21 protein-coding genes and 4 tRNA genes are annotated in these 26342 nt (G+C 36.5%); all 25 read right to left on the minus strand.

What is annotated here, in order from left to right; translation table 11 throughout:
• Positions 1 to 40: 40 nt before the first annotated feature.
• The 25 genes from BLQ56_RS11180 to BLQ56_RS11305 all read right to left on the minus strand — a co-directional run bounded on the left by BLQ56_RS11180 (position 41) and on the right by BLQ56_RS11305 (position 26179).
• Positions 41 to 199 (minus strand): CxxH/CxxC protein, encoded by a 159-nt coding sequence (locus BLQ56_RS11180; RefSeq protein WP_090853827.1) that lies wholly within the window; start codon positions 197 to 199, stop codon positions 41 to 43.
• Positions 200 to 509: 310 nt separating this feature from the next.
• Entirely contained in the window at positions 510 to 1745 is a 1236-nt protein-coding gene (locus BLQ56_RS11185; protein ID WP_090853830.1) for a S1C family serine protease, read from the minus strand.
• Positions 1746 to 1924: 179 nt separating this feature from the next.
• Positions 1925 to 2719, minus strand: a complete 795-nt coding sequence (locus BLQ56_RS11190; protein ID WP_090853833.1) for an MBL fold metallo-hydrolase — start codon at positions 2717 to 2719, stop codon at positions 1925 to 1927.
• Between the two features lie 6 nt (positions 2720 to 2725).
• Positions 2726 to 3505 carry a two-component system regulatory protein YycI gene (locus BLQ56_RS11195; RefSeq protein WP_090853836.1) on the minus strand — a complete coding sequence of 260 codons (780 nt, stop codon included), beginning with the start codon at positions 3503 to 3505 and terminating at the stop codon, positions 2726 to 2728.
• Positions 3492 to 4811, minus strand: a complete 1320-nt coding sequence (locus BLQ56_RS11200; RefSeq protein ID WP_090853839.1) for a YycH family regulatory protein — start codon at positions 4809 to 4811, stop codon at positions 3492 to 3494. The genes BLQ56_RS11195 and BLQ56_RS11200 overlap by 14 nt, the downstream gene beginning before the upstream one ends.
• Positions 4808 to 6622, minus strand: coding sequence for a cell wall metabolism sensor histidine kinase WalK (walK, locus tag BLQ56_RS11205; protein WP_090853842.1), 1815 nt, complete (start codon positions 6620 to 6622; stop codon positions 4808 to 4810). Before walK ends, BLQ56_RS11200 begins: the two co-directional genes overlap by 4 nt.
• A 9-nt stretch (positions 6623 to 6631) precedes the next feature.
• Positions 6632 to 7336: a response regulator YycF gene (gene yycF / locus BLQ56_RS11210; protein WP_090853846.1), complete on the minus strand. Its 705-nt coding sequence runs from the start codon at positions 7334 to 7336 to the stop codon at positions 6632 to 6634.
• Positions 7337 to 7550: 214 nt separating this feature from the next.
• On the minus strand, positions 7551 to 9002 hold the full coding sequence (locus BLQ56_RS11215) for a M23 family metallopeptidase (RefSeq protein ID WP_238457248.1): 1452 nt from the start codon (positions 9000 to 9002) through the stop codon (positions 7551 to 7553).
• Positions 9003 to 9519: 517 nt separating this feature from the next.
• Positions 9520 to 9592: transfer RNA gene (locus tag BLQ56_RS11220), tRNA-Phe, on the minus strand.
• Between the two features lie 132 nt (positions 9593 to 9724).
• Positions 9725 to 9800, minus strand: a tRNA-Asp gene (locus BLQ56_RS11225).
• A 37-nt stretch (positions 9801 to 9837) separates the two neighbouring features.
• Positions 9838 to 9912: transfer RNA gene (locus BLQ56_RS11230), tRNA-Glu, on the minus strand.
• Between the two features lie 13 nt (positions 9913 to 9925).
• Positions 9926 to 10001: transfer RNA gene (locus BLQ56_RS11235), tRNA-Lys, on the minus strand.
• 747 nt (positions 10002 to 10748) lie between these two features.
• On the minus strand, positions 10749 to 12035 hold the full coding sequence (locus BLQ56_RS11245) for an adenylosuccinate synthase (RefSeq protein ID WP_090853848.1): 1287 nt from the start codon (positions 12033 to 12035) through the stop codon (positions 10749 to 10751).
• 457 nt (positions 12036 to 12492) lie between these two features.
• Complete coding sequence (gene dnaB / locus BLQ56_RS11250; protein ID WP_090853850.1) at positions 12493 to 13857, minus strand: replicative DNA helicase; 1365 nt, start codon at positions 13855 to 13857, stop codon at positions 12493 to 12495.
• 172 nt (positions 13858 to 14029) lie between these two features.
• Positions 14030 to 14476, minus strand: a complete 447-nt coding sequence (gene rplI, locus BLQ56_RS11255) for a 50S ribosomal protein L9 (protein WP_090853853.1) — start codon at positions 14474 to 14476, stop codon at positions 14030 to 14032.
• Positions 14473 to 16446: a DHH family phosphoesterase gene (locus BLQ56_RS11260; protein WP_090853856.1), complete on the minus strand. Its 1974-nt coding sequence runs from the start codon at positions 16444 to 16446 to the stop codon at positions 14473 to 14475. The genes rplI and BLQ56_RS11260 overlap by 4 nt, the downstream gene beginning before the upstream one ends.
• 26 nt (positions 16447 to 16472) lie before the next feature.
• Positions 16473 to 17387 carry a YybS family protein gene (locus BLQ56_RS11265; RefSeq protein WP_090853859.1) on the minus strand — a complete coding sequence of 305 codons (915 nt, stop codon included), beginning with the start codon at positions 17385 to 17387 and terminating at the stop codon, positions 16473 to 16475.
• A 338-nt stretch (positions 17388 to 17725) separates the two neighbouring features.
• The gene (locus BLQ56_RS11270) at positions 17726 to 18940 is read right to left on the minus strand and encodes an ABC transporter permease (protein ID WP_090853862.1); all 1215 of its coding nucleotides are present in this window, start codon (positions 18938 to 18940) and stop codon (positions 17726 to 17728) included.
• On the minus strand, positions 18937 to 19617 hold the full coding sequence (locus BLQ56_RS11275) for an ABC transporter ATP-binding protein (protein WP_090853865.1): 681 nt from the start codon (positions 19615 to 19617) through the stop codon (positions 18937 to 18939). The genes BLQ56_RS11270 and BLQ56_RS11275 overlap by 4 nt, the downstream gene beginning before the upstream one ends.
• Positions 19601 to 20806: an efflux RND transporter periplasmic adaptor subunit gene (locus BLQ56_RS11280; RefSeq protein ID WP_090853868.1), complete on the minus strand. Its 1206-nt coding sequence runs from the start codon at positions 20804 to 20806 to the stop codon at positions 19601 to 19603. The genes BLQ56_RS11275 and BLQ56_RS11280 overlap by 17 nt, the downstream gene beginning before the upstream one ends.
• A 435-nt stretch (positions 20807 to 21241) precedes the next feature.
• Positions 21242 to 21481, minus strand: coding sequence for a 30S ribosomal protein S18 (rpsR, locus tag BLQ56_RS11285; protein ID WP_090853871.1), 240 nt, complete (start codon positions 21479 to 21481; stop codon positions 21242 to 21244).
• A 38-nt stretch (positions 21482 to 21519) separates the two neighbouring features.
• The gene (gene ssb / locus BLQ56_RS11290) at positions 21520 to 22056 is read right to left on the minus strand and encodes a single-stranded DNA-binding protein (protein WP_090853874.1); all 537 of its coding nucleotides are present in this window, start codon (positions 22054 to 22056) and stop codon (positions 21520 to 21522) included.
• A gap of 57 nt (positions 22057 to 22113) precedes the next feature.
• Positions 22114 to 22401, minus strand: coding sequence for a 30S ribosomal protein S6 (rpsF, locus tag BLQ56_RS11295; protein ID WP_090853877.1), 288 nt, complete (start codon positions 22399 to 22401; stop codon positions 22114 to 22116).
• 415 nt (positions 22402 to 22816) lie between these two features.
• Positions 22817 to 23917 carry a redox-regulated ATPase YchF gene (gene ychF, locus BLQ56_RS11300; RefSeq protein ID WP_090853880.1) on the minus strand — a complete coding sequence of 367 codons (1101 nt, stop codon included), beginning with the start codon at positions 23915 to 23917 and terminating at the stop codon, positions 22817 to 22819.
• A 261-nt stretch (positions 23918 to 24178) separates the two neighbouring features.
• Positions 24179 to 26179 (minus strand): molybdopterin-dependent oxidoreductase, encoded by a 2001-nt coding sequence (locus tag BLQ56_RS11305; protein ID WP_090853882.1) that lies wholly within the window; start codon positions 26177 to 26179, stop codon positions 24179 to 24181.
• Between the last annotated feature and the right edge of the window lie 163 nt (positions 26180 to 26342).

Consider the following 26342-nt stretch of genomic DNA (forward strand, 5'->3'; position numbering starts at 1 on the left):
CACATATCCACATTTTTCATCCACATCTTGTATGCGAATACTAGTTCCCTACAACATATGTCGCTTGATTTTGACAAAATTCACAGGTTGTGAATAACTTTTCTTCCTCTAAAAGTCGTTTCATGTCGGGGGGAAGCTCATGTGTATCCACATACATATCTAATGCAAGCTCTATATGTTCTTCACAACATTTAATCATAATCAACATCCTTTACCTTTTATCTATCTATATTTATCTCCATGCCTAATCTACCTCATTCATTCTATCATTCCTACAATGAATATCAACATGTGTATAACTAGAAAAGCGTAAGCGCCTTGCTCAGCCCCGACAGGCATAAGGCGAATCACGCAGGAAATCTTGATTTCTGGAGTGATTTGACTTATGACCCCGAGGGGCTAGGCGCTGGAGCTAGACACTAAAACTAAGTTGGAAATTTTATAATCCTTATCTTGCCTAAAAAAAAGAGAGCAAATTATGCTCTCCCAAATACTAAACCAGTCCACTGTTATAATGACTCTTCAGCCAGTCTTACTGTCACTGTTTGCTTTTCACCATTTCGATAGAACGTAACTTCCATCGTATCACCAATCGATTTTTTGTTATATAAATGTTGTCTTAGCTTAATAACTGAATCAATCTTTTCCCCATCAAATTCAACAATTACATCCAACTCCTTCAAACCTGCTTGAGCTGCTGGTGTATTGGGAATCACTTCCAGAATGGCTACACCGTCAGTGATATCTTCTGTTAAATGCAATGTTTCTTGGCGGTGATAGCTTGATATTTCACTTAAAGCTTTAAGATTTCCAACACCTAGTACTGGTCTTCGTACCTCATGATAAGCTTCTAAGTCCTCAATAATTGGTTTTGCAATTGTAATAGGAATCGACAATCCAATTCCTTCAACCGCACTTTGAGCAATCTTCATTGAGTTAATTCCAATCACTTCACCGTTTATATTGACTAAGGCTCCACCACTATTTCCAGGGTTAATTGCCGCATCTGTCTGCATAACATCTGCATGCCAATCAGGAACCCCATCTTGATTAATATCAATTGGTATTGATCGATTTAAGCCTGAAATAATTCCTTGTGTGACAGACCCTGAGAACTGTAATCCTAATGGATTTCCAATTGCAATAACTGGTTCTCCTAATTTAATTTGATCTGAATTCCCAAATTGGGCAACCTTATTTACATGACTGCCATCAATTTCAAGTACAGCTAAATCAGTCCATACATCACTACCAAGTAGTTTTGCTTTTACCCTTGAACCATCACTTAAACTAACCTCTATATCTGACGCACCTTCAATAACATGATGGTTAGTCACAACATATGCCTTCCCATCTGCCTTTTTATATACGACACCAGAGCCTGTTCCAGCTTCCTGAGAAGATTCTGTTGTCCAAAAATTTGATTCCTGTAAATTCACAATACCAACAACTGCTTCACTTACTTTATCAACAGCCTTCGTTATTTCTGAAGATACATTAACCACAATATTTTTTTCGTTAGTTGGAACATTGTCCTGTGAGTCATTGACATTATCTAAACCGTTTTCCTCTGTAGCCGCTGGCATATCATAAGGAAGGATGTTCCACTTCATAAGAGCTGGTATAGAAACCATAATGAGTAAGGCACCTAGAACTGCACCAACAAATGCTGAAATGACCCAGCCTGATTTATTACTTTTTTTCTTTTCTCTAAGATGCTCATAATCTTGATCATAATACCCCATCGTACAACATTCCTTTCAATAATAACGAATGATTTACTTAAGTTATGTTCCTATCAATGATTATAATAATGACGTACTAAAAATTCAATAAAGAAGCTAGCACAATATAAAAAGTGCCTGGCACCATTGACAATTGGTGTATTTCCAGACACTTAATGGATATCCTCTTTAAGACAATTCTAAACATAAGCCAGTTTAGTAGGCGACTTTTGATCTGTATCATAGAGATCAAATTGTTCTCCAATCACATATCCTTTGCTTTCAATTGTTTGGGCTACAGCCATTTTAGCTAAGTCCTTCATATTATTATCTGTACTTAGATGAGCTAAATAGATTCGCTTTGTTTGATCCCCAATGACCTCTGTCATTGCTAATGCAGCATCTTCATTTGAAACATGACCAACATCACTTAAGATTCGACGTTTAATACTCCAAGGATAATGACCCATTCGCAACATTTCTACATCATGGTTACTTTCAAACACATATACATCTGCATTTTTTATTGTCCCTTTCATCCGATCACTCACATAACCAGTATCTGTTATAAGGACAATCTTTTTACCTTCATGATGAAAGACATAAAACATTGGTTCAGCAGCATCATGAGAAACACCAAATGACTCAACATCAAGACTGCCAAATGATTGAACTGTATTCATTCCAAATACAAATTTTTGCTCAAGTGGGATTTCACCAATGTTGTGCTCCATTGCTTTCCACGTTTTTTCATTTGCATAGACTGGTAATTTATATTTTCTAGCAAGAACACCTAGGCCCTTGATATGATCACTATGTTCATGGGTAACCAAAATGCCTGATAAATCTCGAACACTTCGGTCGATCCCTTTAAATAATAATTCCATTTGTTTTCCACTTAAACCTGCATCCACTAATAGGGAGTGCTTGTCCGTTCCCACATAGAACGCATTTCCTGTACTTCCACTTGCTAGTACACTAAAATGCAAACTCATATACAATCACTCCATTATTTCTAAAATTTGACCTTCAAAAGCATTCACGTAATAATCAATCTTATCATCTACAACAATATGCCAAGTTGGAGCTAAAATCTGAGATTCAGATAATTGAACAAGAGGATAATAACCTAATTTAATGTTTGTTACTTCACTACCTGATTTCAGATGACCATTTTTAAATAAATTTTCTAGAGCCTTGATTGCAGGCAGAATTTCTTTCTTATCATATTCCTCAAAGTCCATTAACATCGTCTGTCTATAAGAAATAATCTCGTTTTTATCATTTACATAAGCAATCAATAATCCACTAATATTACTAGTTTCATTATAGAAAACTTTATTTTGATATTGCTGAAAGAAGATAATACTGCCCGTTTCCTGATCAACTTCCCATAAAGTATAAGAGTCTCCATTAAGGACATAGTCTTTTAGAAACTGTTGAAGCTTTGCTGTAACATTTGAACCTGTTAATTTAATCGGCTCATTAAGTTTAGACTGAAGAATAGCTGGACTATCAATATTAACTTCTTGTCCCTTCATTTTCAATACATCCTCAGAGGAAAAGAACTTTGGTTTTCCACTGATATAAGTCCCTTCCTTTGGCTGCTTTGGAAGTTCATCATACGTGATTTCTTCTGTCTCTAACTGTTCCTCAATACTAGCCTCTGAAAGAACATCTAACTCACTTCGATTTCGTTTTTCTATAAATTGTAAGGCTAAAAATAAATCAAGGATCAGGAATGTGATGATAAAAATTGTTTTGGTTTTACTCCAATCCACCTTTATTCCCTCCTGTACCTTGAAGTAATTCTAACTTTCTCCATCTGCCATCATAATGGTAGCTCCATATAGGCTCAAGTGTAGCTACATTGGTCTTCTCTTGATTTTCCACAAGTTCATATCCAAGGATAACCTCATCTAATAATGCTGGTTCGAATCCTTCTTGAGAAGTTATTTCTTGAATTACTCTTTCACCAGAAGGAAGTTCTACCTTTGTTGATGGAATGGGTATCTCTAAAACTAATAGGGGCCGTTGATATTTCGATACCTCATTTTGATTCCATATTTGATGTATTTCAGTCAAGCCACTCTTATTGAATACTGGGTAATTATTTATATAAAGTTGAAAGACGGTGCGTTGTTCAAATTTGTTTGTCATAAAGTAACGATATTTATCTGTCCAACCGCCATGTTCATTAATAAACTCAATACTACTTGTTATTAAGTCTGCTTTGCCCATCGTATCTGTTGTCGTACTATTCACTAGGTTAATATATTGAAAAGAGTCTTTCTTTGTACTGACCCTCAGTAACCTCGATCCATCAGTATATTCTTCACCATATGTTAGAATATGTTTTTTTACAATACTAGGGTCAATAAAAAGTGCATCTTTAAACCTTTCAGCATCTAAATAATCCGTATAATATTGAACACTATTCATTGATGTCGAATTAACCGGAAGAAAGATTGATTTCGTTTCAGATACACTATATGTGAAATACTCTGGATATTCATTAGATTGAGCGTATATTTCTTCTAACCCTTCAATAGAATCAGTATATGCCTTTGCTTCATAAACCATCTGTTCTTCAACCGAAACAAAGTATAAACTCCCATATTCATCCGTTTCATTCAAATTTATAATGACCCGATCAAACGTCATCGTTGGTAACTCTTGTTCACTAACATTAAATATTGCCCGGTAAATACTTAACGGGATCTCATCGATAAATTGTATTTCGACATGACCAGACTTTTGTAGAAAAGCTGAAAAGTCATTGGTTGATAAGGTAGATGAAATATTATTGAAATCTGAGATCTCCCATTTCTTCACTTCTTTTAGAATTGTATTAATCTCGGTTTCGTCTATCGTACCATAATGCTTGCCATTCGTATGAAACAAAATTTTGGTAGGTTTTATTAAACTTGCTAGATCCTTAGTATTGCTAATAGGGACATTGTCCACAATATTGGCATTTTCGATTGTTTCATACTCGGGATGGTACGTCCATAATCCCCAAGTTAACAAGATACTTGCCAAAACTGCAATCGTCAGAACTAATGATTTTATTGACTCATAACTCATGACCAATCATCCTCTATCTCTTGATCAATAGGTAAGGTGAAATAGATGGTTGTTCCTATTCCTTCCTCGCTTTTCGCCCATATTTCTCCACCATGTGCTTCAATCATTTCTTTAGCAATGGCTAATCCCAATCCTGTACCACCTAATTTTCTAGTCCTAGCTTTATCTACTCTATAAAATCGGTCAAATATTTTATCTAAATTTTCTTTAGGGATCCCGACCCCACCATCTTTAACCTGGACTTCCAACTTATCATCATGTACCTCTACATGAAAGATAATCTCTCCACCTTCAGGTGAGTATTTTAGAGCATTTGAGATAATGTTATCAATAACTTGAGTGATCTTATCCTCATCCATATCAATATAAACTGGAGTGTTTAAAAGATGTCTAGTAAAATGAACATCCTGATTTTTCGTCATTTCAAAACGGTCAATAATCTTATTGAAAAATGATGTGAATTCAATCCAATCCCTCGTTAGACGATAATCTTTACTATCGAGTTTTGAAAGCTGTAATAAGTCATTTACTAATCTAATCATTCGCTCTGTCTCATTTTGAGTGACATCAATAAATTGAGGTGCAATATTTTTATCAGTCCATGCACCATCTGCCAATGCTTCTAAATAACTTCTCATTGTCGTTAATGGCGTACGAAGTTCATGGGAAACATTTGCAACAAACTCTCTTCGTTCTTGATCAATTCTTTCTTGCTCTGTAATATCATATAAAACCGCTATTATCCCATTGATTGTTCCAGACTCTCTTTGAATAGTAGAAAAATTAATTTTTATAATATACGGTTTAGTCTCCGTACTAAAGTCTAGTACAACTGATTCTAACTCATTTGTTAAATCCTCTAGAGAATACTTACTATCAAGGTTTAGTAACGTTAGTACAGGCTGATTAAAAGCTGTTTCACGTGAAACATTTAGCATGTTGATTGCAGGGTCATTAATTAAAATGACTTTCCCTTTTTTATCAGTTGCAATCACACCATCTGTCATATGGGTTAATACTGACGTGAGCTTTCTTCGCTCTCCTTCAGTTGTTGATTGTGCATCCTTCAACTTTCTTGTCAACGTATTAAAAGTCATCGCAAGTTGTCCTATTTCATCATGCCCATATACTTGTACCTTTTTTGAAAAATTCCCCTTTGTTAAGTCTAGCGCGTGTCTTTTCATGGCGGAAATAGGTCTAGTAATGGTTTGGGCCACAAGAATGCCAAGTAATGCAGTAACGATCATAGCAATTGCAGTGCCCGTTACAAAGATATCATTTATTTCTTTAATATCATCATAAACATTCTCCATCCATGCCGTTAAATAAATGGCACCTACCACTTCATTATTTGAACGAACTGGTGTATAGGAAACATAAATTCTTTGATTTCCATCTAGAACGATTTTCTTATCTCCAACACCAAGTAATGTACGTTTTACAAGCAGTTCATTCATACGCCGCCCTATGATACTTTGATTGTAAGGGCTCGATGTCCCAAGAACCTTACTTTTGTTATCAATAAATCGTACTTCCTTGATATCATCTGAGATAAAGTCCTCTAATATCACTCTAATGTCACTTTCAATCGATGGTGAATCCTCATCTCTTACCTTATTAACCTCTTGTTCGAGATTATATGCAAGTAAGTTAACACGTTCATTTAAAGAGACTTGATAATTCTCAACTAGTTGAGTTTCTAGTTTACCTATGAAATATACACCAATGATTTGCATCGCAATAAGGATTAGCAATACGTATATTAGAGCAAACTTAAAATGAATCGATCGAAAAAACCTCATTTTTTTCATCTGATGTTTTTACTCCTGTTCTGGATTTCGGAGATAATAGCCCACACCTCTTCTTGTTACAATCCATGTTGGATGGCTTGGACTGTCCTCTATCTTCTCACGCAAACGCCTTACTGTAACATCCACTGTTCTAACATCTCCGAAATAATCATAACCCCAAACCGTTTGGAGTAAATGTTCTCTTGTCATAACTTGACCGAGGTGTTTTGATAAATAATGTAGAAGCTCAAATTCACGATGGGTAAGCTCAATCATCTCTCCCCTTTTTGAGACCACATATGCATCAGGGTGGATAATAAGAGAACCTACTGCTATTTCATTCGACTGATTTTCCTCTTCTTCGGTCTTATGATTACTCCTTCTAAGGTTCGCCTTCACGCGAGCTAATAGCTCTCTTGTACTAAATGGCTTTGTTACATAATCATCTGCTCCTAGCTCAAGTCCAAGCACCTTATCAATTTCAGAGTCTTTCGCAGTAAGCATAATAATTGGCATATCATATTTCTTTCTGACTTCCCTACATACTTCCATTCCATCTTTATAGGGTAGCATAATATCTAATAGAATAAGATCTGGTTTGAATTCTTCAACTTTTTCGACTGCCTTTTGTCCATCATAGGCACATATTACTTTATATCCTTCCTTTTGCAGATTAAATTGTAGTATGTCTGCAATTGGTTTTTCATCATCCACGACCAAAATTACTTTATCCATCTCTCAGTTCTCCTTTTATTATGAGATTGTAAGCAATAACAAGTAATAAGTATCTATCTTCTACTTTACCAAAAAGCACACACTAATTCACTTATTACTGATTACCAAATATCTCTTTGTAATATACTTTTCATTTTTTATGCTCTAGTTACACATGCACTGTTCATTAATTCTATTAAAAAAACCTCCAGCTTTTAAACTAGAGGTTTTTCTATTAATTTAAGTAATCTATTGGATTTTTTAAACTACCATTTTGATATACTTCAAAGTGTAAATGTACACCGGTTGAGTGTCCAGTAGCTCCCATAACACCAATCTTTTGCCCTTGTTGGACGGTTTGTCCAACACTTACGGAAATTGAATCTAAATGAGCATATACTGTTTGCATCCCATTATTATGGTTGATTACTATTTTATTTCCATAACCACCATCATATCCAGCAGAAACAACTGTTCCATTGTCAGCAGCTTTAATTGTGCGATCACTAGGACGAGCAATATCAATTCCTTTATGCATTTGTCCCCATCTATAACCAACATGGCTAGAAATATATCCGCCTACAGCTGGCCATGCAAGCTGACCAGTCCCTCTGGAAGGAATGACCTTAGTTCCTTTTAACACAATCTTTTTAACAGGTTCAGTTGTAATCGTTTCACTTGTAATCTTCTTTTCGATCGTAGCACCATTACTTTTTGAAACGATAGATGATACGACTTTTGCTCCTTCACGACCTTCTTGTTTTACCTTTTGGTCGCCTTTGAACATGGAAGAATCTTCTATTACTTCAATTTCATACTCTATTTTAACAGCCTCAGCTTGTTCAGTTGACACATTCACTGTTAATAATGAACGATAGGCTGTTACATTAATTTCTTGACCAATTTGTAGAATAGTATCCTCTGTGATTCCTGGGTTTAAGTCCAATAACTCTCGTGTCGTTAATTCATGATCCATTGCAATTGAACCAAGAACATCTCCAGATTGAACCTTATATTTTTTTTCTTCTAACGTACCCTTTTTTAACAGGTTTACTGTATCTTCAATCGAAAGAATTTTTGTAGGATCAATATTTTCGTTTAAAAGTGAAACCTTTTCTGCCACTTCAACGTCTAATATACGAGAATGTCCTACTTCAAGTTTTGGTAATTCTGAATCTACTTTTTCTCTTGCTTCTAATTCGTTAAGCTCTGCTTCACTTACATAGTTTAACTTATATTGTTTAAGTGCTTGATTTGCATCTTCTTCACTTTTTAAATGAGCAACTGGTTGATCGTTCACTACTATAGCAGCTGCTTTTGCAACAATTTTAAGATTTGATTGAACATTTTCTGCAGTTTTTTCATTATTTACGTTTGAATGAAAAACATGTTCGGGTATAAATAATATATCATCAGCAATAAATTCATAATTTTTATCTTTATATGTTTCTTCTAGAGTAGATATTTTTTCTTCAATGACTTCATTAATGACTTTTTCATTATCAACAGTTCCCATTCTTTCACCATTAATATATACATGGTAGTCTGTTGATATTTTATTTTCTGCAACAGCAGAACCGATTAGTATACTTGTGAAAGCAAGTGTACTTATAGCGATTTTCTTAATAAGTCCTTTACTAATAACTGGCTTTATATAATTACTATGATTATTTGTACTTTTTACCACGGTCTTTCCTCCTAGACAAAGGCTTATTTCCCGACATTTTTTTATGTACGTTGATAACATCCTTGTAGTGCGAAAGGGTGTTGATTCGACAATTCTCACAATTTAACACTCTATTAACTTATCATAATCAAGAATATTGTAGAATACTTTAACGAATAATGTAATATAACTGTAGTATACCTGACATTTTTTTACTTTTTTTACACATTATATATCTTATTATTTTAGACTCTTTTTGGAAACTATGTTGCTATTTACCTAGGTTAGGTTGATTTGCACTCCAGGTATGTGCTTTCCGCGGGGCAGGTGATGAGCCTCCTCAGAGCAAAGGTCCTGCGGGGTATCATCCTGCCTGCACATCCCGCAGGAGTCATATACCTTCCGTTCCAATCACGAGCTCTACCACATTAAATAAGTCTTAAAACAATAATCTTTTAGAAAAAGAGATTTATTTTATAATAAAAAATAAAGGCTGTCCCAAACTGTGCATAAGCACTTAAGGGACAGCCTTCAAGAGTGGCTCGGGACGGAATCGAACCGCCGACACATGGATTTTCAGTCCATTGCTCTACCGACTGAGCTACCGAGCCAGATTAAAAATAAATAAATTCAAATTACGATTACAAACATAGATTATCCCACTATTAAAAGGTTATAAAGTACATCCAATGTTAATACATAGGCTAATATACGATATGTATGTTATGACCGATGAAATAAAATGGCGGTCCCGACCGGGATCGAACCGGCGATCTCCTGCGTGACAGGCAGGCATGTTAACCGCTACACCACGGGACCAGATGCTTTATGTATTTTTATCTAAGGACAATAATATTGGTGACCCGTACGGGATTCGAACCCGTGTTACCGCCGTGAAAGGGCGGTGTCTTAACCGCTTGACCAACGGGCCATTTTAAAATAAATGGTGAGCCATGAAGGACTCGAACCTTCGACCCTCTGATTAAAAGTCAGATGCTCTACCAACTGAGCTAATGGCTCAAAATAAGAATAATATTTTGAATAGTACTTTGGTTTTATATTTCATTTCCTAGAAAGAGCATCTAATTGACGTCCCACTCTCAGGAACCTTCGACCCTCTGATTAAAAGTCAGATGCTCTACCAACTGAGCTAATGGCTCAAAATAAGAATAATATTTTGAATAGTACTTTGGTTTTATATTTCATTTCCTAGAAAGAGCATCTAATTGACGTCCCACTCTCAGGAAGCTTTTGCAAGTAGCAGATCGAGTGGTACTCTGAAGTATCTCAAGGATGCTTATTCTGCGTGCTCTACCAACTGAGCTAATGGCTCAAAATAGGAATGATATTTTGAATAGTACTTTGGTTTTATATTTCATTTCCTAGAAAGAGCATCTAATTGACGTCCCACTCTCAGGAAGCTTTTGCAAGTAGCAGATCGAGTGGTACTCTGAAGTATCTCAAGGATGCTTATTCTGCGTGCTCTACCAACTGAGCTAATGGCTCAAAATAGGAATGATATTTTGAATAGTACTTGGTTTGTCACAACTTGTTTCAGCGACGTTTATTATAATACCACACATTTTTAATATAAAGCAAGTGTTTTTTTAAATAGTTTAAAGCTCACTTGTCCTACTATAACAAAAGGAGCTCACAAGGGCAAGAGCCCCGAGCTCCTTTTGTTAAGTTATAGGAAATTATAAAATTTCGAACTCAGTTTTTGTGTCTAGCTCCTGTCGCCGATGAGCGGGCGCCTTGCGCTTTTCTTTATGCATATACACTACGAACAATATTAGTTTGCTTACGATCCGGTCCTACCGAGAACACTGATAATGGAATTCCAGTAAGTTGAGAAATTCGCTCAATATAATGGCGAGCATTTGCAGGAAGTTCACTTAGGTTTTTAACACCTGTGATATCTTCAGTCCAGCCTGGTAATTCTTCATATACTGGCTCACATTGTGCTAATATTTTCAAACTAGCAGGAAACTCTTCCATGACTTTCCCATTGTACTGATATGCCACACATATTTTTAACTTTTCAATTCCTGTTAGTACATCAATTGAGTTTAATGATAAATCAGTAATTCCGCTTACTCTTCGTGCATGTCTTACAACAACACTATCAAACCATCCAACACGACGAGGACGTCCAGTCGTTGTACCATACTCACGTCCGATTTCACGAATGCGGTCACCAATTTCATTATTTAATTCAGTTGGGAATGGTCCATCACCGACACGAGTCGTGTAGGCCTTTGATACACCCACAACATGCTTGATTTTAGATGGTCCTACACCTGAACCGATTGTCACTCCACCCGCTACTGGGTTTGATGATGTAACAAATGGGTATGTACCTTGGTCAATGTCTAGCATAACTCCCTGAGCACCTTCAAATAACACTCTACGGCCTTCATCAAGTGCATCATTAAGTACAACAGACGTATCTGTCACATATTTCGCAACCTGTTGACCATATTCATAATACTCTTCAAAAATATCTTCTAGTTTAAATCCTTCAACTTCATACATTTTTTCAAGTAAACGATTCTTTTCAGCTAAATTATGTGTAAGCTTTTCTTCAAACACTTCTTTATCTAAAAGATCTGCAATTCGAATCCCAACTCTAGCTGCTTTGTCCATATAAGCTGGGCCAATTCCTTTTTTCGTTGTACCAATTTTATTAGCACCTTTACGCTCTTCTTCTACCTCATCTAATTTAAGATGGTATGGCAAAATCACATGGGCGCGATTACTGATTCTTAAGTTATCTGTACTTACTCCGCGATCATGTAGATACTTCAACTCTGTTACAAGTGCTTTTGGATCAACAACCATGCCATTGCCAATTACACATATCTTGTCTGAATAAAAAATACCTGAAGGAATTAAATGTAGTTTATAAGTTTCACCATTAAAAACAATTGTATGACCTGCATTATTACCGCCTTGATATCTTGCGATTACTTCTGCATTCTCTGAAAGAAAGTCTGTAATCTTTCCCTTTCCTTCGTCTCCCCATTGTGTTCCTACTACTACAACTGAAGCCATAGCCTTGGCACCTCCACCGTTTTCTTTACATTCTTAAACGATCTTATCAAACATAGTAAGTTTAACAGTAACACACTAAAGTGTCAATAAAACACGAACATTAAATTTAAAACAACTATTATTTGTTCGTAATATGGTTAATTATATTCTGATATAATATCAAAATTGAAATAGGGTGAATAAATACCCATTTTAGTGAACTTCCACTCGCTACGAACCACTCCCTTTCCTTAGAGCTACGTGAGCCTCTTCGTCGCAATCGTGAGAGGGTCTCACGTGTACTGCATATCCTGCAGGAGCCCGGTGGTTCGCAGCGAGTTCCAGTAATGAGGAGTAAATTCTTTTACTTATGTTCATGTTTTTAATCATTCATGTTATATGTACTGTTTTTACTTTTCCCTAATTAATCCAAAATAAAAATATAAATAAAAAAACTACCGAAGTTCCGGTAGTTTCCCTATGCGCCTGGTGGTATGTTCGTATCGTCAAATCGCCGTTCTAGGTTAACGAATTTGTTATATTCTTTAACAAATGCTAATGAACAGGTTCCAACTGGACCATTACGTTGTTTTGCAATGATAATTTCAATGATGTTTTTATTCTCTGATTCTTTATCATAATAATCATCACGGTATAAGAAGGCAACGATATCGGCATCCTGCTCAATACTTCCTGATTCACGAATATCAGACATCATTGGTCGCTTATCTTGACGTTGTTCAACTCCACGAGAAAGCTGTGATAAGGCGATAACAGGCACCTTTAATTCACGGGCTAATTCTTTCAATGAACGTGAGATTTCAGAAACCTCTTGTTGACGATTATCTTTACTAGAACCACTACCCTGAATTAATTGTAGATAATCAATTAAAACCATTCCTAATCCAGTATCCTGTTTAAGACGTCGACATTTAGATCTAATATCATTAATCTTGATCCCTGGCGTATCATCAATATAAATTCCTGAATTTGATAAGCTACCCATTGCCATCGTTAACTTACCCCAGTCATCTGCCGTTAAAGACCCTGTACGTAATCGTTGTGCATCAATATTCCCTTCTGCACAAAGCATACGCATGACTAGTTGTTCTGCACCCATCTCAAGGCTGAAAATTGCAACATTTTCTTCTGTTTTGGTCGCAACGTTTTGAGCAATATTTAAGGCAAATGCTGTTTTACCAACTGATGGACGAGCGGCTACAATAATTAAATCATTTCGTTGAAAGCCTGCTGTCATTTTGTCTAATTCTAAAAATCCAGTAGGAATCCCAGTGACATCACCTACACGAGTATGAAGGGTTTCAATATTATCGTAAGTTTCTACAAGAACATCTTTAATATTCTTGAATGCCCCTGCATTTTTTCTTCGAGCTACTTCCATGATGTTTTTTTCAGCTTCATTTAAAAGAGCATCTACTTCATCTTCTCTTGAAAATCCATCTTGAGCAATTGTAGTAGCAGTTCGAATTAAGCGGCGTAAAATTGACTTTTCTTCAATAATCCTAGCGTAATATTCAATATTAGAAGCAGTAGGAACCGAATTGGCAACATCACTTAAGTATGAAACTCCACCAACCTCTTCAAGTAACTTCGCATCAGCAAGTTCTGATGTTACTGTAATTAAATCAACAGGTTCACCCTTATCAGAGAGCATAAGCATCGCTTTAAAGATCTTCTGATGTGCAGCCCGATAAAAATCCTCTGGTATTAGGACTTCCGAAGCTAATATAAGTGAGGCTGGTTCTAAGAAAATTGCTCCTAATACTGCTTGTTCTGCTTCTACATTTTGCGGAGGAATACGATCAGTTAATAGTTCACTCATATATTCTCCACTCCCTTTTTAGTCTAATAGTCTCTCTCTCTATCTATCTATCTATCTATATCATTATCAATAAGTATAATTTTTGAGTTGAAATATGAAAAATGTGATCTGTTTTTAAAAACCAAATCACATTTCCTAATTCTATCTTATTTTAAAAAAGTTTCAATGGTAATTACTGTTCGGTCACATGAACCTTTACAGTCGCAACTACTTCCGGATGTAATTTCACCGGTACATTTGTAAAACCTAAAGCACGAATTCCATCAGGTAGATCAAATTTACGCTTATCGATTTTTATCTTATGCTTCTTTGCTAATTCATCAGCGATCTGTTTGCTTGTTACTGAGCCGAATAATCGTCCCCCATCACCTGATTTTGCACTTAGTTCAATTGTTAATGCCTCAACAGTCTCTTTTAATTGCTTTGCTTGATTTAGCTCTTCTACTGCTTCCTGCTGTTCCTTATTCTTCTTTGCTTCTAACGTTTTAACATTGCTATTTGTTGCTTCAACAGCAAGACCCTGTTTTAAAAGAAAGTTATTTGCATAACCATCTGATACATTTTTAACTTCACCTTTTTTACCTTTACCTTTTACATCTTTTAAGAAGATAACTCTCATGATTTATTGCCTCCTTCTAAATACTCATCAATTGCTTCTTTCAATTTCTGCTCAACCTCTTGTATTGATAGTTGCTGTAGTTGAGTTGCTGCATTTGTTAGATGACCACCGCCACCAAGCTTCTCCATAATCACTTGTACATTTATATCACCAAATGATCTTGCGCTGACTCCAACTAATTGATCGTTTCTCTTTGCAATGACAAATGAAGCAACGACATCGCTCATTGTTAACATTGTATCAGCTGCCTGTGCAATGAGTACTTGATCATAGATGAACTCATCTCTACCTTTAGCAATGACAATTCCGTCTCTATGAAGGTAAGAAGAACTAATCAATTCTGTCCGCTTTTTAAAGTGGTCAATGTTTTCCTTTAAGAACTTCTGAACTAACACTGTATCTGCACCCTGTGCTCTTAAGTATGACGCTGCATCGAATGTCCTTGAGCCAGTTCTTAATGTAAAGCTCTTTGTATCTACAATAATTCCTGCCAATAATATCGTAGCTTCAAGCATATTCATTTTCATCTTCTTTGGTTGATACTCAAGTAATTCTGTTACTAGCTCTGCAGTCGATGAAGCATAAGGTTCCATATACACTAAGAGTGGAGCTTCAATAAATTCTTCACCTCGTCTATGGTGATCAATGACTACTACATGGTCTATTTTATAGAGTAGTTTTTCTTCAATCACTAATGATGGTTTATGTGTATCCACTACGACTAGCAATGTATCATTAGTAGACATTTCTAATGCTTGCTCAGGATTGATGAAGTGCGCCCATAATTCAGGATGGTTTTTAATTTCATCCAATAAACGATAGATACCTGAATCAATCTCATTTGTATTTAATACAATGTACGCTTCTTTTTGATTCATTTGAGCAATCTTCAAGATACCAATTGCTGCACCTACTGAGTCCATATCAGGATATTTATGTCCCATGATAATCACTTGGTCACTATCAATAATCAGTTCTTTTAATGCATGAGATATTACTCGAGCACGAACTCTCGTCCGCTTCTCCATTGGATTTGTTTTTCCTCCGAAGAATTTCACCTTCCCATTTACCTGCTTAATTGCAACCTGATCTCCCCCGCGTCCTAGTGCAAGGTCTAAGCTTGATTGTGCTAAGGCCCCTAGCTCAGGCAAGGAAGGAACTCCAGAACCTATTCCAATACTTAACGTTAATGGAATACTATCTTTGGAAGTTTGTTCCCTTACATCATCTAAAATCGTAAATTTTCCTTTTTCCAGCTGAATCAGTATATGTTCATTAAGGACAGCTGTAAATCTTTCAGACGAGGTACGTTTCAAATAGACACCATTTTCATTTGCCCAATTGTTTAGGATAGAGGTCACCTGACTATTGATCGTACTTTTTCGTTGGTCATCCATTCCTTGTGTTACTTCATCATAATTATCTAAGAATATAACACCTAAAACTGTGCGCTCATCCTCATATAATTTCTCAATCTCAGTTTGTTCTGTTACATCAAAGAAATAAAGAAGTCGTTCTTTTCTTTTTATAATCACTTTAAACTTTTGATCATATAATGTAATAATTTCTGTATCAACCTCTTGCTTAATAAGAGGGATCAGTGAATCTGCAACACTATACAATGAGCGCCCTACTAATGTGTCTTCATTAAAACATGAAGATAAAAAAGGATTGGTCCATTCAATTGTATACTCGTCATTAAATAACATGATTCCTATAGGCATTTCCATTAGAGCTTCTTCCCCTACCTTTTTTAGGCGGTAGGAAAGTGTTGATATATAGTTTTCCATTTCTTCATTCAACAAGGTATCAGCCCGGTACAGGAAATATAAAATAAGACCCAATAGCAGAAAACCAGCTATACCAATTAAATAATGATAGTAAAGGATAATCCCTAATAATATCCCAGTGACAATAAGTAGCGCATAGATTGGATAGCGAAATACTTTCTTTTTATAAAAGTCAGGCATGTCATTTTAGCTCCCTATGCAAATTTCTAGCTCTTAGGTTTTATCTTTTTTCTTAGTTGGAACCCTAAGTCAATTATACCTAAGATTCGTATAATAGAAAGTAAAAAAGGTGTCATTAGCACAATGATTATTGGAACTATTTTTGGTAGTCCCCTCACATGACTAAAGAAAAAGATAAAAGATATACCTTGAATCACCATCAGTAGTTGTAAGATGTAGAATAAATTCGTGACTGCCATATAATAAAATGTTCCAACTTCCATCTCAAAAAACATTAAAATAAGTACAGTCAGGTAATACCAAATAATACTTAAAGGTAAAGTGATTTCTCTAATTGCTGGTAATTTATTTACACCTTGTACCACTCTTCTCAAAACTGGATAGGTTACCAGCTGTGTAATGAGGGCAAACATAAACGCTGTAATAACTAACAAGCTTGGAAGTAAATATTTGAACACCTCAAGTGACTCTTCAAATTGCTTAATCATCGCTTCATTTTGAGTACCAAGTTGCCTCATTAATTCAATTGATTCTTCTGCTGATTGTAGTATTAATGCAGTAAAATCAAATGAAAACAACGTACTGGCAGCAACATATATGATTACAAAGGTTATCATAAATGAAACCGTGAGCCCAAGTAAAACCTCAATCGATTTCTTATTCTTCTGAACCAAAATACCATATACAACTCCACCTACCCCATAGATAAGTGAAAATACGAGACCGCTAACGGAAGTAAATAGTAATGATAATATCGTAGCTGCTACTAGAAAAAGAATAGAGCGCCGTATATCATATCTACTTGCAAATATAACAAAGGGAATCGGCAATAGAAATGTGAGAATAATCCCCAAAAATGGTACAAATGTTGCTCCTAATAGCATTAATATATAGATGGCAAGCAGAAGTCCCCCATCTACAATAAATTTCTGATTTTTCATGTTTACACCTCTCTTATGAATTTATCCTACTAACCTAGTTAGTAAGATAACTCACCCCATAATGGGTCTTTTATGTAGTCTGTTTTCGCTCAAATAGATTGCTAATTGGACATACGATGCAATTGATCTCCACTCAAATCAACTACTTAAACAACATTCTTCTAGAACAGCCTTTATGTATCATAAAACATATGATAAGAATTTGTACAATAAAACGGTAGAATCCTACTTAAACTCAATCTATCTATTTTTTCCTAATAAAAGCGTTGATAAACGTAAAAAATAGACAAAAAAAGACGCAAAGATCATGCATTTGCGTCTAACATCCAATTCTTATATTATTCATATCTTAAAGCATCAATTGGACTTAGCTTTGATGCTTTATTTGCAGGAAGAATTCCAAATATAACACCTACGAATGCTGAAAATCCCACACCTATTAACGCAATTAATGGACTGACTGATGCACTAATAGGAGCAAAATTAGTGACAATAATTGTTCCTACGGATGCGAGCCCAATGCCTAGTATCCCTCCTAAAGAAGTAAGAGTGGCAGACTCGATTAAAAACTGTAGGAGGATTTTCCCTCTTGTTGCCCCTAGTGCTTTTCGAAGGCCGATTTCTCTCGTTCTTTCTGTTACAGAGACAAGCATAATATTCATCACGCCAATCCCACCAACTAAGAGGGATATACCCGCGATGCTTCCAATTACTAGTGTCATTATGGTGATGACCGTGTTTACTTCTTGTTCGTATTCAGATTGATCATAAATCGTGTACATTCCATTTTCAAGCTTCTTTTTCTCAGTTAATGTATCGGCAGCTAAACGCCCCGTTTCTGAGATTTTTTCAGGGTCACTTGCAATAACTGATAAGCTTTCTATCTCCATATTTCCAAACATTAATGATATGACCGTTCGTGGCATAAGCATTTCTCCCATCCCCTCCTCCTGACGATACTGCTCAGGAATAGGGGATTCATACACCCCGACGACTTTGTATGGATTCCCATTGAGGTCGACGATTTCTCCAATAGCCTCATTAGACGACGGAAAGTATCTCTCTCTTGCTACCGTATCAATCATGACGACACGATTTAATCCATCAACATCCCTCGCGAAAAAAGCACGCCCTTCCACAATCTGAAGATTCTTTGCTGAAAAATACTCGGCTCCTACACCAGTGATTTGCATGTCTCCCTGCTGATCACCGTGTACCATCGTTCCCCAGCCTTGATTGGTCCCCAATACAGCTTTAACACCTGGAACCTCTGAAAGCATCTCCATATCATCTGAGTTTAATTGAGGTGGCATCCAATTCATTTCCTCCTCTGTTTCTCCTTCAACAGGAATGAATTCATAAAATAACTCAATAGCATTTTTATCAGTACTAAAGAGCTCTTCTGTCATTTGCTTTCGAGCCCCTTGTCCAATCGCTACGATAATTATGACGGCTGCCACACCAATGATAATTCCAAGCATTGTTAATATGGACCTGATTTTATGGTTCCAAATGGAGGATAAAGCAATCTTGAAGCTTTCCCAGATACTCATGACATTCTCCTCCGGTCATCGGTAATCTTTCCATCCCTCAATGTAATTACCCTTTTTGTATATGCTGCAACTTCTTCTTCATGAGTAACAATGATCACTGTTCTGCCTTCCTCATTTAATTTGACAAGGAGTTCCATAATTTGTTTACTCGTTTCCGAATCAAGTGCACCAGTTGGTTCATCTGCCAGGATAATAGATGGATGGTTTACAAGGGCGCGTGCAATGGCTACCCTTTGCTTTTGCCCTCCGGATAATTGACTTGGTAAGTGCTTCATACGATCCACTAATCCGACCTTTTCAAGCATTTCTCTTGCTCTTTCATTTCTTTCTCGCTTTGAAACACCAGCGTAAATTAAGGGTGACTCTACATTTTTCAAGGCATTTAGTCTTGGAAGCAAGAAAAACTGTTGGAAAACAAATCCAACATGCTCATTTCTCAATTTTGCAAGCTTCTTCTCCTTTACAAGACCCACTTCATCTCCATTAAGTTCAAACATACCAGAGGTTGGTCTGTCCAAAAATCCAATGATATTCATCAGGGTTGATTTTCCTGAACCTGAGGGTCCCATGATCGCTACAAATTCCCCATCTTCAATCATTAAGTCAATACCATGTAGGACAGGTACCTCTAGTGTGCCAGTCCCGTATACCTTAGTAATCTCACTCAACTTCATCATATGAGACCACTTCCATTCCATCATACATGCCTTCGTAAGGAGTGATTATGACTTGTTCAGCTAAGTTCACTCCACCAATAACCTCTATCCATTCATCACTCATCCCCCCTGTTTGAACCTCACGTCTAGATAACTTTCCATCAGCTAATATATAGGCAACGTCTACACCACCTTCATTCATCAATGCAGTATGTGGAATGACAAGTGTTTTATCTGATTCATTCAATTTTACTTGGATCTCTAACGACACATGGAAACCTTGTCGAAGTTCAGAGGTATCATCTGTAATGGCCACCTTGAAAGGATACATCGTTACATTTCCACCCTGTCCTCCACCGCCAGCAAATTCTGCTCCACTGGCTCCATCTTCATTAGGGAATTGTGAGACCGTTTCAACTGTTCCTTTCCATTCACGATCCTTGTATACCTTTGGTCTAATAATGACTGGTTGTCCCTGTTTTATTTTAACTGCATCAAACTCACTCATGGTTCCTATAACTTTATATGGTTGACTTGAAATTACATGAACGATTGGTTCAGGTGTGCCAGCTTCTGCTTGTGCTACATTTTGGTTTACCTTTACTACAATTCCATCTATTTTACTAACTACCACCATCTCTTTTTTACGAGTAGCAATTTCATTGATTTCATCCTGTGCGGTGGCAATCTCTGCTTTTGTTGCCTCATATTGAATCTCTAGCTGGACCTTCTCGGCTTTAAGCAGATTCACCTCATCCGGAGTACCTTCCCCACTCTCTACTTTCTTTTTTGCTTCAGCTATACGTTTATTAATCTCAGATATTTGATCTTGTTCAGTTTTCCCTCTACTTTTTGTTAAATCTCGTTGCCGTACAGCTCTAGTAAACTCCCTATCTATTTTTGATGAATCATAAAAAAAGAGAGGTTCTCCGGCCTTTACTGCTTGATTCTCAACTACTTTATACTCACTAATCGATCCTTTATCTGGTTCTAAGAAAACCTTTTGTTCATTTTCTGGAACGATCTTTCCTGTTACAAGAATGCTTTCAATCAATTCCCTCTCTGATGCTTTTTGGACAGTTACATGCACTTGTTCAATTCCATTGCTAGCTACCTCTGCACTTTTTCCTTTAACATAATACGTTACGCCTCCTACTATTAAAAGTAGCCCAATGATAGAGACAATCCAAATCCATAATTTCTTCTTCACTTCATTCTCCCCTAAAATATATTTTATTCTTGTAGATATGTATCCTTACTAAAGCTATTCCCAACAAAATGAATATCGCTTCTTTTCTATTAAATACTAAAATTGGTAAATATTTCAACATATTTTGCTAAAGATATCATTTTTTTCCATAAACGTATTTACGTCGAAAATTCAAATCATTTGTTTTTAGAATGTGAGATTTGTTCAAGCAATAGTTGTCCTGTGTAAACTACAGGATGAGCTCTTATAGTTGAAGGTTTCATATACCTTCGAGTAATAAAGCTTATAGTGTAAATAATAAAAAAAAGGCATTGCAAATTTGCAATACCTTTTTTAAAAGCTCTAAAGTTAGTGGTAGGTATAATTAAACTTAAATAAAAAAGCAGTATAGAGGTCGGTCCTCTAACTGCTTTTAACTTACTTAATTACTTACTATTATTCACCAGAAACATATGGTAATAAAGCCATTTGACGAGCGCGTTTAATAGCAATCGTTAATTTACGTTGATATTTAGCGCTAGTTCCTGTTACACGACGAGGTAAAATCTTTCCACGTTCAGAAACGAATTTCTTTAACATGTCAACCTCTTTGAAATCGATATGAGTGATACCATGTGCTGTGAAATAACAAACCTTACGACGTTTTGCACGTCCTCCTCTGCGTCCACCTGCCATTGATAATCTCCTCCTTCCTTTTATTATTTAGTTTCTAATTAAAACGGTAAATCATCGTCCGATATATCAATTGGTTGTCCATCATTTGCAAATGGATCATTGTCGAACTTTGTATTACCTTGATTGTTGTTTCGTTGCTGGTTCTGATCTTGACCATAGCCACCATACCCTTGCCCTTGGTTTTGATTACCGCCACCATAAGAACCTGGATTACCATAAGAACTTCCACCACTACGCTGTCCTTCATTGTTAGCATTTCTTGGTTCTAAAAACTGAACACTTTCAGCTAAAATTTCAGTTACATATACACGCTTACCATCTTGTCCTTCGTAGTTTCGAGTTTGTACTCTACCATCTACTCCAGCCAAACTACCTTTTTTCAAAAAGTTAGCGACATTTTCAGCAGGTTTACGCCAAACAACACAATTGATAAAATCCGCCTCACGTTCACCTTGCTGATTCGTGAATGCTCTGTTAACAGCTAACGTGAAAGTTGCTACAGCTACTCCAGCTGGGGTATAGCGTAGTTCAGGATCCTTCGTAAGTCTGCCTACGAGAATTACGCGATTCATCATCAGAACCCACTCCTTCAACCAATATTTCTAAAGAAAATATAGCCTATTTTCTAATAATTAATCTTCAAGTTTGATAATGATGTGACGGATAATGTCTTCACTGATTTTTGATAAACGATCGAATTCGTTGATCGCTTCAGAGTTAGACATTACGTTAAGAATCATGTAGAAGCCATCGCGGAAATCATTGATTTCATATGCTAAACGACGTTTACCCCATTCTTTCACGTTTGTAATCTCCGCACCATTGTCTGTTAAAACGCCATTAAAACGCTCAACTAAAGCTTTTTTAGCTTCATCTTCAATGTTTGGACGGATGATATACATAATTTCGTATTTTCTCATCTCGTTCACCTCCTTTTGGACTAACGGCTCTTAATGAAAAGAGCAAGGAGCAATCTTTCAATTACTCACAGAGTAGAATTATAGCACATAGATTTTCATTTAGCAAGAGTACATATCAGACTTAGAGAAAGGCTGTTTTCTAAAAGTTTATTGTTTTAGACATATAACATTCAAATGCTAGTTACAAGCAGGCTGAATACACGTAGACTCCTGCTCAGACCAGTGGCCAAAGGGAGACCCCGCAGGAGCAGAGCGACGAGGAGGCTCACTGGTCACCCGCCGGACGCGGAGTGTATTCAGCCTGCGGCTTTAAAAGCAACAATCTATACGAAAACAGCCTAAAGAGAAGTACACAAATAAAGACGTTTACCAACAAGTTTCGTTAGATTCTTGTCAGTAACGCCTCCTAAATTAATTATACGTTGAAACGGAAATGAATGACATCTCCATCTTGAACGATATATTCTTTTCCTTCTAATCGAACTTTCCCTGCTTCTTTAGCAGCAGTCATTGAACCACTTCCAATTAAATCAGCATATGAAACGGTCTCAGCTCGAATGAATCCTCTTTCAAAATCAGTATGAATGATTGCAGCACATTGTGGAGCCTTCATTCCTTTTCTAAACGTCCATGCTCTTACCTCTTGAACACCAGCTGTAAAATAAGTAGCTAGGCCTAAAAGGTTGTATGATGCCTTTATAAGCTGATCAAGACCTGATTCCTCTATCCCTAATTCTTCGAGGAACATTGCCTTTTCTTCGCCTTCTAGCTCTACTATTTCAGATTCGATTTTTGCACAAATAACAATTACTTCTGCATTATCAGTAACAGCAAAATCTCGTACCTTTGCTACATACTCATTAGTTGATGGATCTGCCAAATCCTCTTCACTTACATTTGCTACATAGAGCATTGGCTTAATTGTTAATAAGTGTAACCCTTTTGCAATCTTTAGCTGTTCTTCAGTAAACTCGACTGTACGAGCAGCCTTTTCTTCCTCAAACGCTTCTTTAAGCATGACTAGAACTTCATGTTCGATCAATGCTTCTTTATCCTTTTGTTTCGCTAGCTTTGCTACACGATCCAATCGTTTTGAAACGGATTCTAAATCAGCAAGAATTAATTCTAAGTTAATTGTTTCAATATCGTCAATCGGGTCTACTTTTCCTGAAACATGAGTAATGTTATCATCAGCAAAGCATCGTACAACATGACAAATAGCGTCTACTTGTCGGATATGGGATAGGAATTTGTTCCCTAATCCTTCACCTTTACTTGCTCCTTTAACAATACCTGCGATATCAGTAAATTCGAATGCAGTTGGCACTGTTTTCTTGGGTTGTACTAATTCTGTTAGTTTATTTAAACGCTCATCTGGTACTTCTACAATCCCTACATTGGGATCAATCGTACAGAATGGGTAATTTGCAGATTCTGCACCCGCTTGTGTTATTGCATTAAAAAGTGTTGATTTTCCTACATTAGGAAGACCGACGATTCCAGCTGTTAATGCCATTTATTTCACTCCTCATGTTATGTTTTTCATATAAATCATTAAACTATTTTATCATTGATACTATTCAAATTGCTTTCTGAGTACCAATTGTAATGTCGATAGATAACCCTTCACAATTATAGATAGTAAAGGAAAAAAAAACAAGCTTTATCAGACTAGCTCAAAAGTGTACTAGCCTGTATAAAGCTTGTTTTTCATAAGGATCACTCATTCACTAGCTTACGTTTTCGTCCGTAGGCGAAGGTGAGCTCCTAGTTCATATTAAACTTTTTCTATATTAACTAAACAATCATATAATGTACTTCCCTGACCATTGTCAGATACGCGGTTTGGTGTAAGTAGATTTACACTTCCACCGTAACGGCTCCATTGTCCTTCATCTATGTTTACCGTTTTTGAATGTGCTTGCTTTAGAATTCGTATTTGTCCCTTTAGTTCACCACGGTCATTAAACACACGTACCCAATCATCCTCATGAAGACCTATTTCTTCAGCAATATCCTTTGATACCTCCACCCTTATTGTTTGAAGTTGATCAATCAGGTGGTAATTCTGAGAATGATTTGATCTCATAGGATGGATTGAAAGTAATGTATATGGAAATTTCTCTGATAGCTCCCTGTTATTTACTGATGATTCCTCAGGATATAATACTTTCAATCTACCATCATACCCTTTTGATTCAGCAACATTAGAAGTAAATTCATATTTACCAGTTGGAGTACTGAATCGAAAGTCAGACCATGGTATATCATCCACTGGAAGTGGCATATGATTATGACGTCTTAATGCTTCCAGATTGATATTTTTATCTTTTAAATCACCTAATCCCATTTCAATCCATTCTTCTCTCGTATAATTAAACTCTTCACCAAAACCTAGTCTTTTGGCTAGCTCTGTCCATATCCATAAATCTGATTGAACTTCTCCTGGTGAAGATACAATCTTAGGTCCATAGTTTACGTAATGATGATACATAGATGAATAGTATACATCTTCCTCTTCAAAGGCTGTCGCAGTTGGCAATACATAATCTGCTAATTCTGCTGTATCAGTCATAAACTGCTCAATGACAACTACCGTCTCAACCGATTGAAAAGCTTTTTTTACAAGATTCGTATTGGGTACCTGTGTTAATGGGTTACCACATGTTACAAAAATCATTTTAATCTTTGGATTGATTGATTCAAGGATCCCTTCTGCTTGTTGCATCATCGTAAAGGAACGAGATTCCAACTTTCTGTCAGGGAGTGCAAGTTTATCAATGTCGAAGCTTTGACCTACCTGAAGGCTAGCATAGTTCGCACCTCCTCCAGGTATTCCTATATTCCCACTAATCGCAATTAACGCATCAATTAATCTTATTGTATTTCCGCCATTTACATATCTTTGCATCCCCAACCCTAATAAGGTTGTTGTCGGTCCATTGCTATATATTTTTGCAAGTTGGGTAATTGTTTCACGTGGAACATCCGTTTGCGCTTCCACCTCATTTATTGTGATAGTATTCAATAAATCCAGTAAGTCTGAGTATCCATGGGTGTATTGTTCTATAAATTGATGGTTTTGTAAGTTTAGCCTGATCATTTCTTTCATGATCCCTATAGCAAGGATACCGTCCATTCCTGGTTTCACACTAATATATGAGTTTGCTATTTTCGCAGTTGCATTAAATAGTGGATCTATAACAATGATCTTAGCCCCATTCTTCTTCGCAGTCGAAAGACGTTGAAATAGATGCATATTGGTTCTAGCCACATTTCTACCCCAGATCACAATATTTCTACTATTATCTAAATCATCTGGAGAATGGCTCAATGCATTACCAAAATCCCATTTCTGTGCTTCAATACCTGATCCCCAACAAATACTTCCTGTTAGCTCTGTGACCCCTCCAAACAGGTTGAAAAACCGCTTATCTAAATTTTTCAATAGTCCGCTATTCGAATAATCATGACTATGCAACACTGAAGTCGAACCATAGTGAGTTTTTGTTTCCACCATTTTATCAGCAATTTCTATTAATGCTTGCTCCCATGTTATTCGATGAAATTTACCATCTACTTTTTTAAGTGGATATAACAGTCTTTGATCAGAGTTTGTTCGAGCTTCAAGCATTCTCCCTCTACCGCAAATCTTCCCTTGGGTGATAGGATGCTCAGGGTCTCCATCTATTTTCTTTACTTTTCCATTCTCAACTTCAACTTGAAATCCACAATTATCCCAACAGTTGAGTGGACACGCTGATTTATATACTCCCAACTTTTCATCTCTCCTAGAAGCTTTTTTCTTACATTGTGGCTGTTTTCATATAGATTGTTGCTTTTAAAACCGCAGGCTGAATACACTCCGCGTCCGGCGGGTGACCAGTGAGCCTCCTCGTCGCTCATGCTCCTGTGGGGTCTCACTTTGGCCACTGGTCCCG

This window comes from Litchfieldia salsa (genome assembly GCF_900104555.1).
Lineage (GTDB): Bacteria > Bacillota > Bacilli > Bacillales > Bacillaceae_L > Litchfieldia > Litchfieldia salsa.

Excerpts from the sequence above, each read along its gene's own strand:
- BLQ56_RS11180 (WP_090853827.1), bottom strand. The coding sequence starts at position 199 with ATGATTAAATGTTGTGAAGAACATATAGAGCTTGCATTAGATATGTAT.
- BLQ56_RS11185 (WP_090853830.1), bottom strand. The coding sequence starts at position 1,745 with ATGGGGTATTATGATCAAGATTATGAGCATCTTAGAGAAAAGAAAAAA.
- BLQ56_RS11190 (WP_090853833.1), bottom strand. The coding sequence starts at position 2,719 with ATGAGTTTGCATTTTAGTGTACTAGCAAGTGGAAGTACAGGAAATGCG.
- BLQ56_RS11200 (WP_090853839.1), bottom strand. The coding sequence starts at position 4,811 with ATGAGTTATGAGTCAATAAAATCATTAGTTCTGACGATTGCAGTTTTG.
- walK (WP_090853842.1), bottom strand. The coding sequence starts at position 6,622 with ATGAAAAAAATGAGGTTTTTTCGATCGATTCATTTTAAGTTTGCTCTA.
- yycF (WP_090853846.1), bottom strand. The coding sequence starts at position 7,336 with ATGGATAAAGTAATTTTGGTCGTGGATGATGAAAAACCAATTGCAGAC.
- BLQ56_RS11245 (WP_090853848.1), bottom strand. The coding sequence starts at position 12,035 with ATGGCTTCAGTTGTAGTAGTAGGAACACAATGGGGAGACGAAGGAAAG.
- dnaB (WP_090853850.1), bottom strand. The coding sequence starts at position 13,857 with ATGAGTGAACTATTAACTGATCGTATTCCTCCGCAAAATGTAGAAGCA.
- rplI (WP_090853853.1), bottom strand. The coding sequence starts at position 14,476 with ATGAGAGTTATCTTCTTAAAAGATGTAAAAGGTAAAGGTAAAAAAGGT.
- BLQ56_RS11260 (WP_090853856.1), bottom strand. The coding sequence starts at position 16,446 with ATGCCTGACTTTTATAAAAAGAAAGTATTTCGCTATCCAATCTATGCG.
- BLQ56_RS11265 (WP_090853859.1), bottom strand. The coding sequence starts at position 17,387 with ATGAAAAATCAGAAATTTATTGTAGATGGGGGACTTCTGCTTGCCATC.
- BLQ56_RS11270 (WP_090853862.1), bottom strand. The coding sequence starts at position 18,940 with ATGAGTATCTGGGAAAGCTTCAAGATTGCTTTATCCTCCATTTGGAAC.
- BLQ56_RS11275 (WP_090853865.1), bottom strand. The coding sequence starts at position 19,617 with ATGATGAAGTTGAGTGAGATTACTAAGGTATACGGGACTGGCACACTA.
- rpsR (WP_090853871.1), bottom strand. The coding sequence starts at position 21,481 with ATGGCAGGTGGACGCAGAGGAGGACGTGCAAAACGTCGTAAGGTTTGT.
- ssb (WP_090853874.1), bottom strand. The coding sequence starts at position 22,056 with ATGATGAATCGCGTAATTCTCGTAGGCAGACTTACGAAGGATCCTGAA.
- rpsF (WP_090853877.1), bottom strand. The coding sequence starts at position 22,401 with ATGAGAAAATACGAAATTATGTATATCATCCGTCCAAACATTGAAGAT.
- ychF (WP_090853880.1), bottom strand. The coding sequence starts at position 23,917 with ATGGCATTAACAGCTGGAATCGTCGGTCTTCCTAATGTAGGAAAATCA.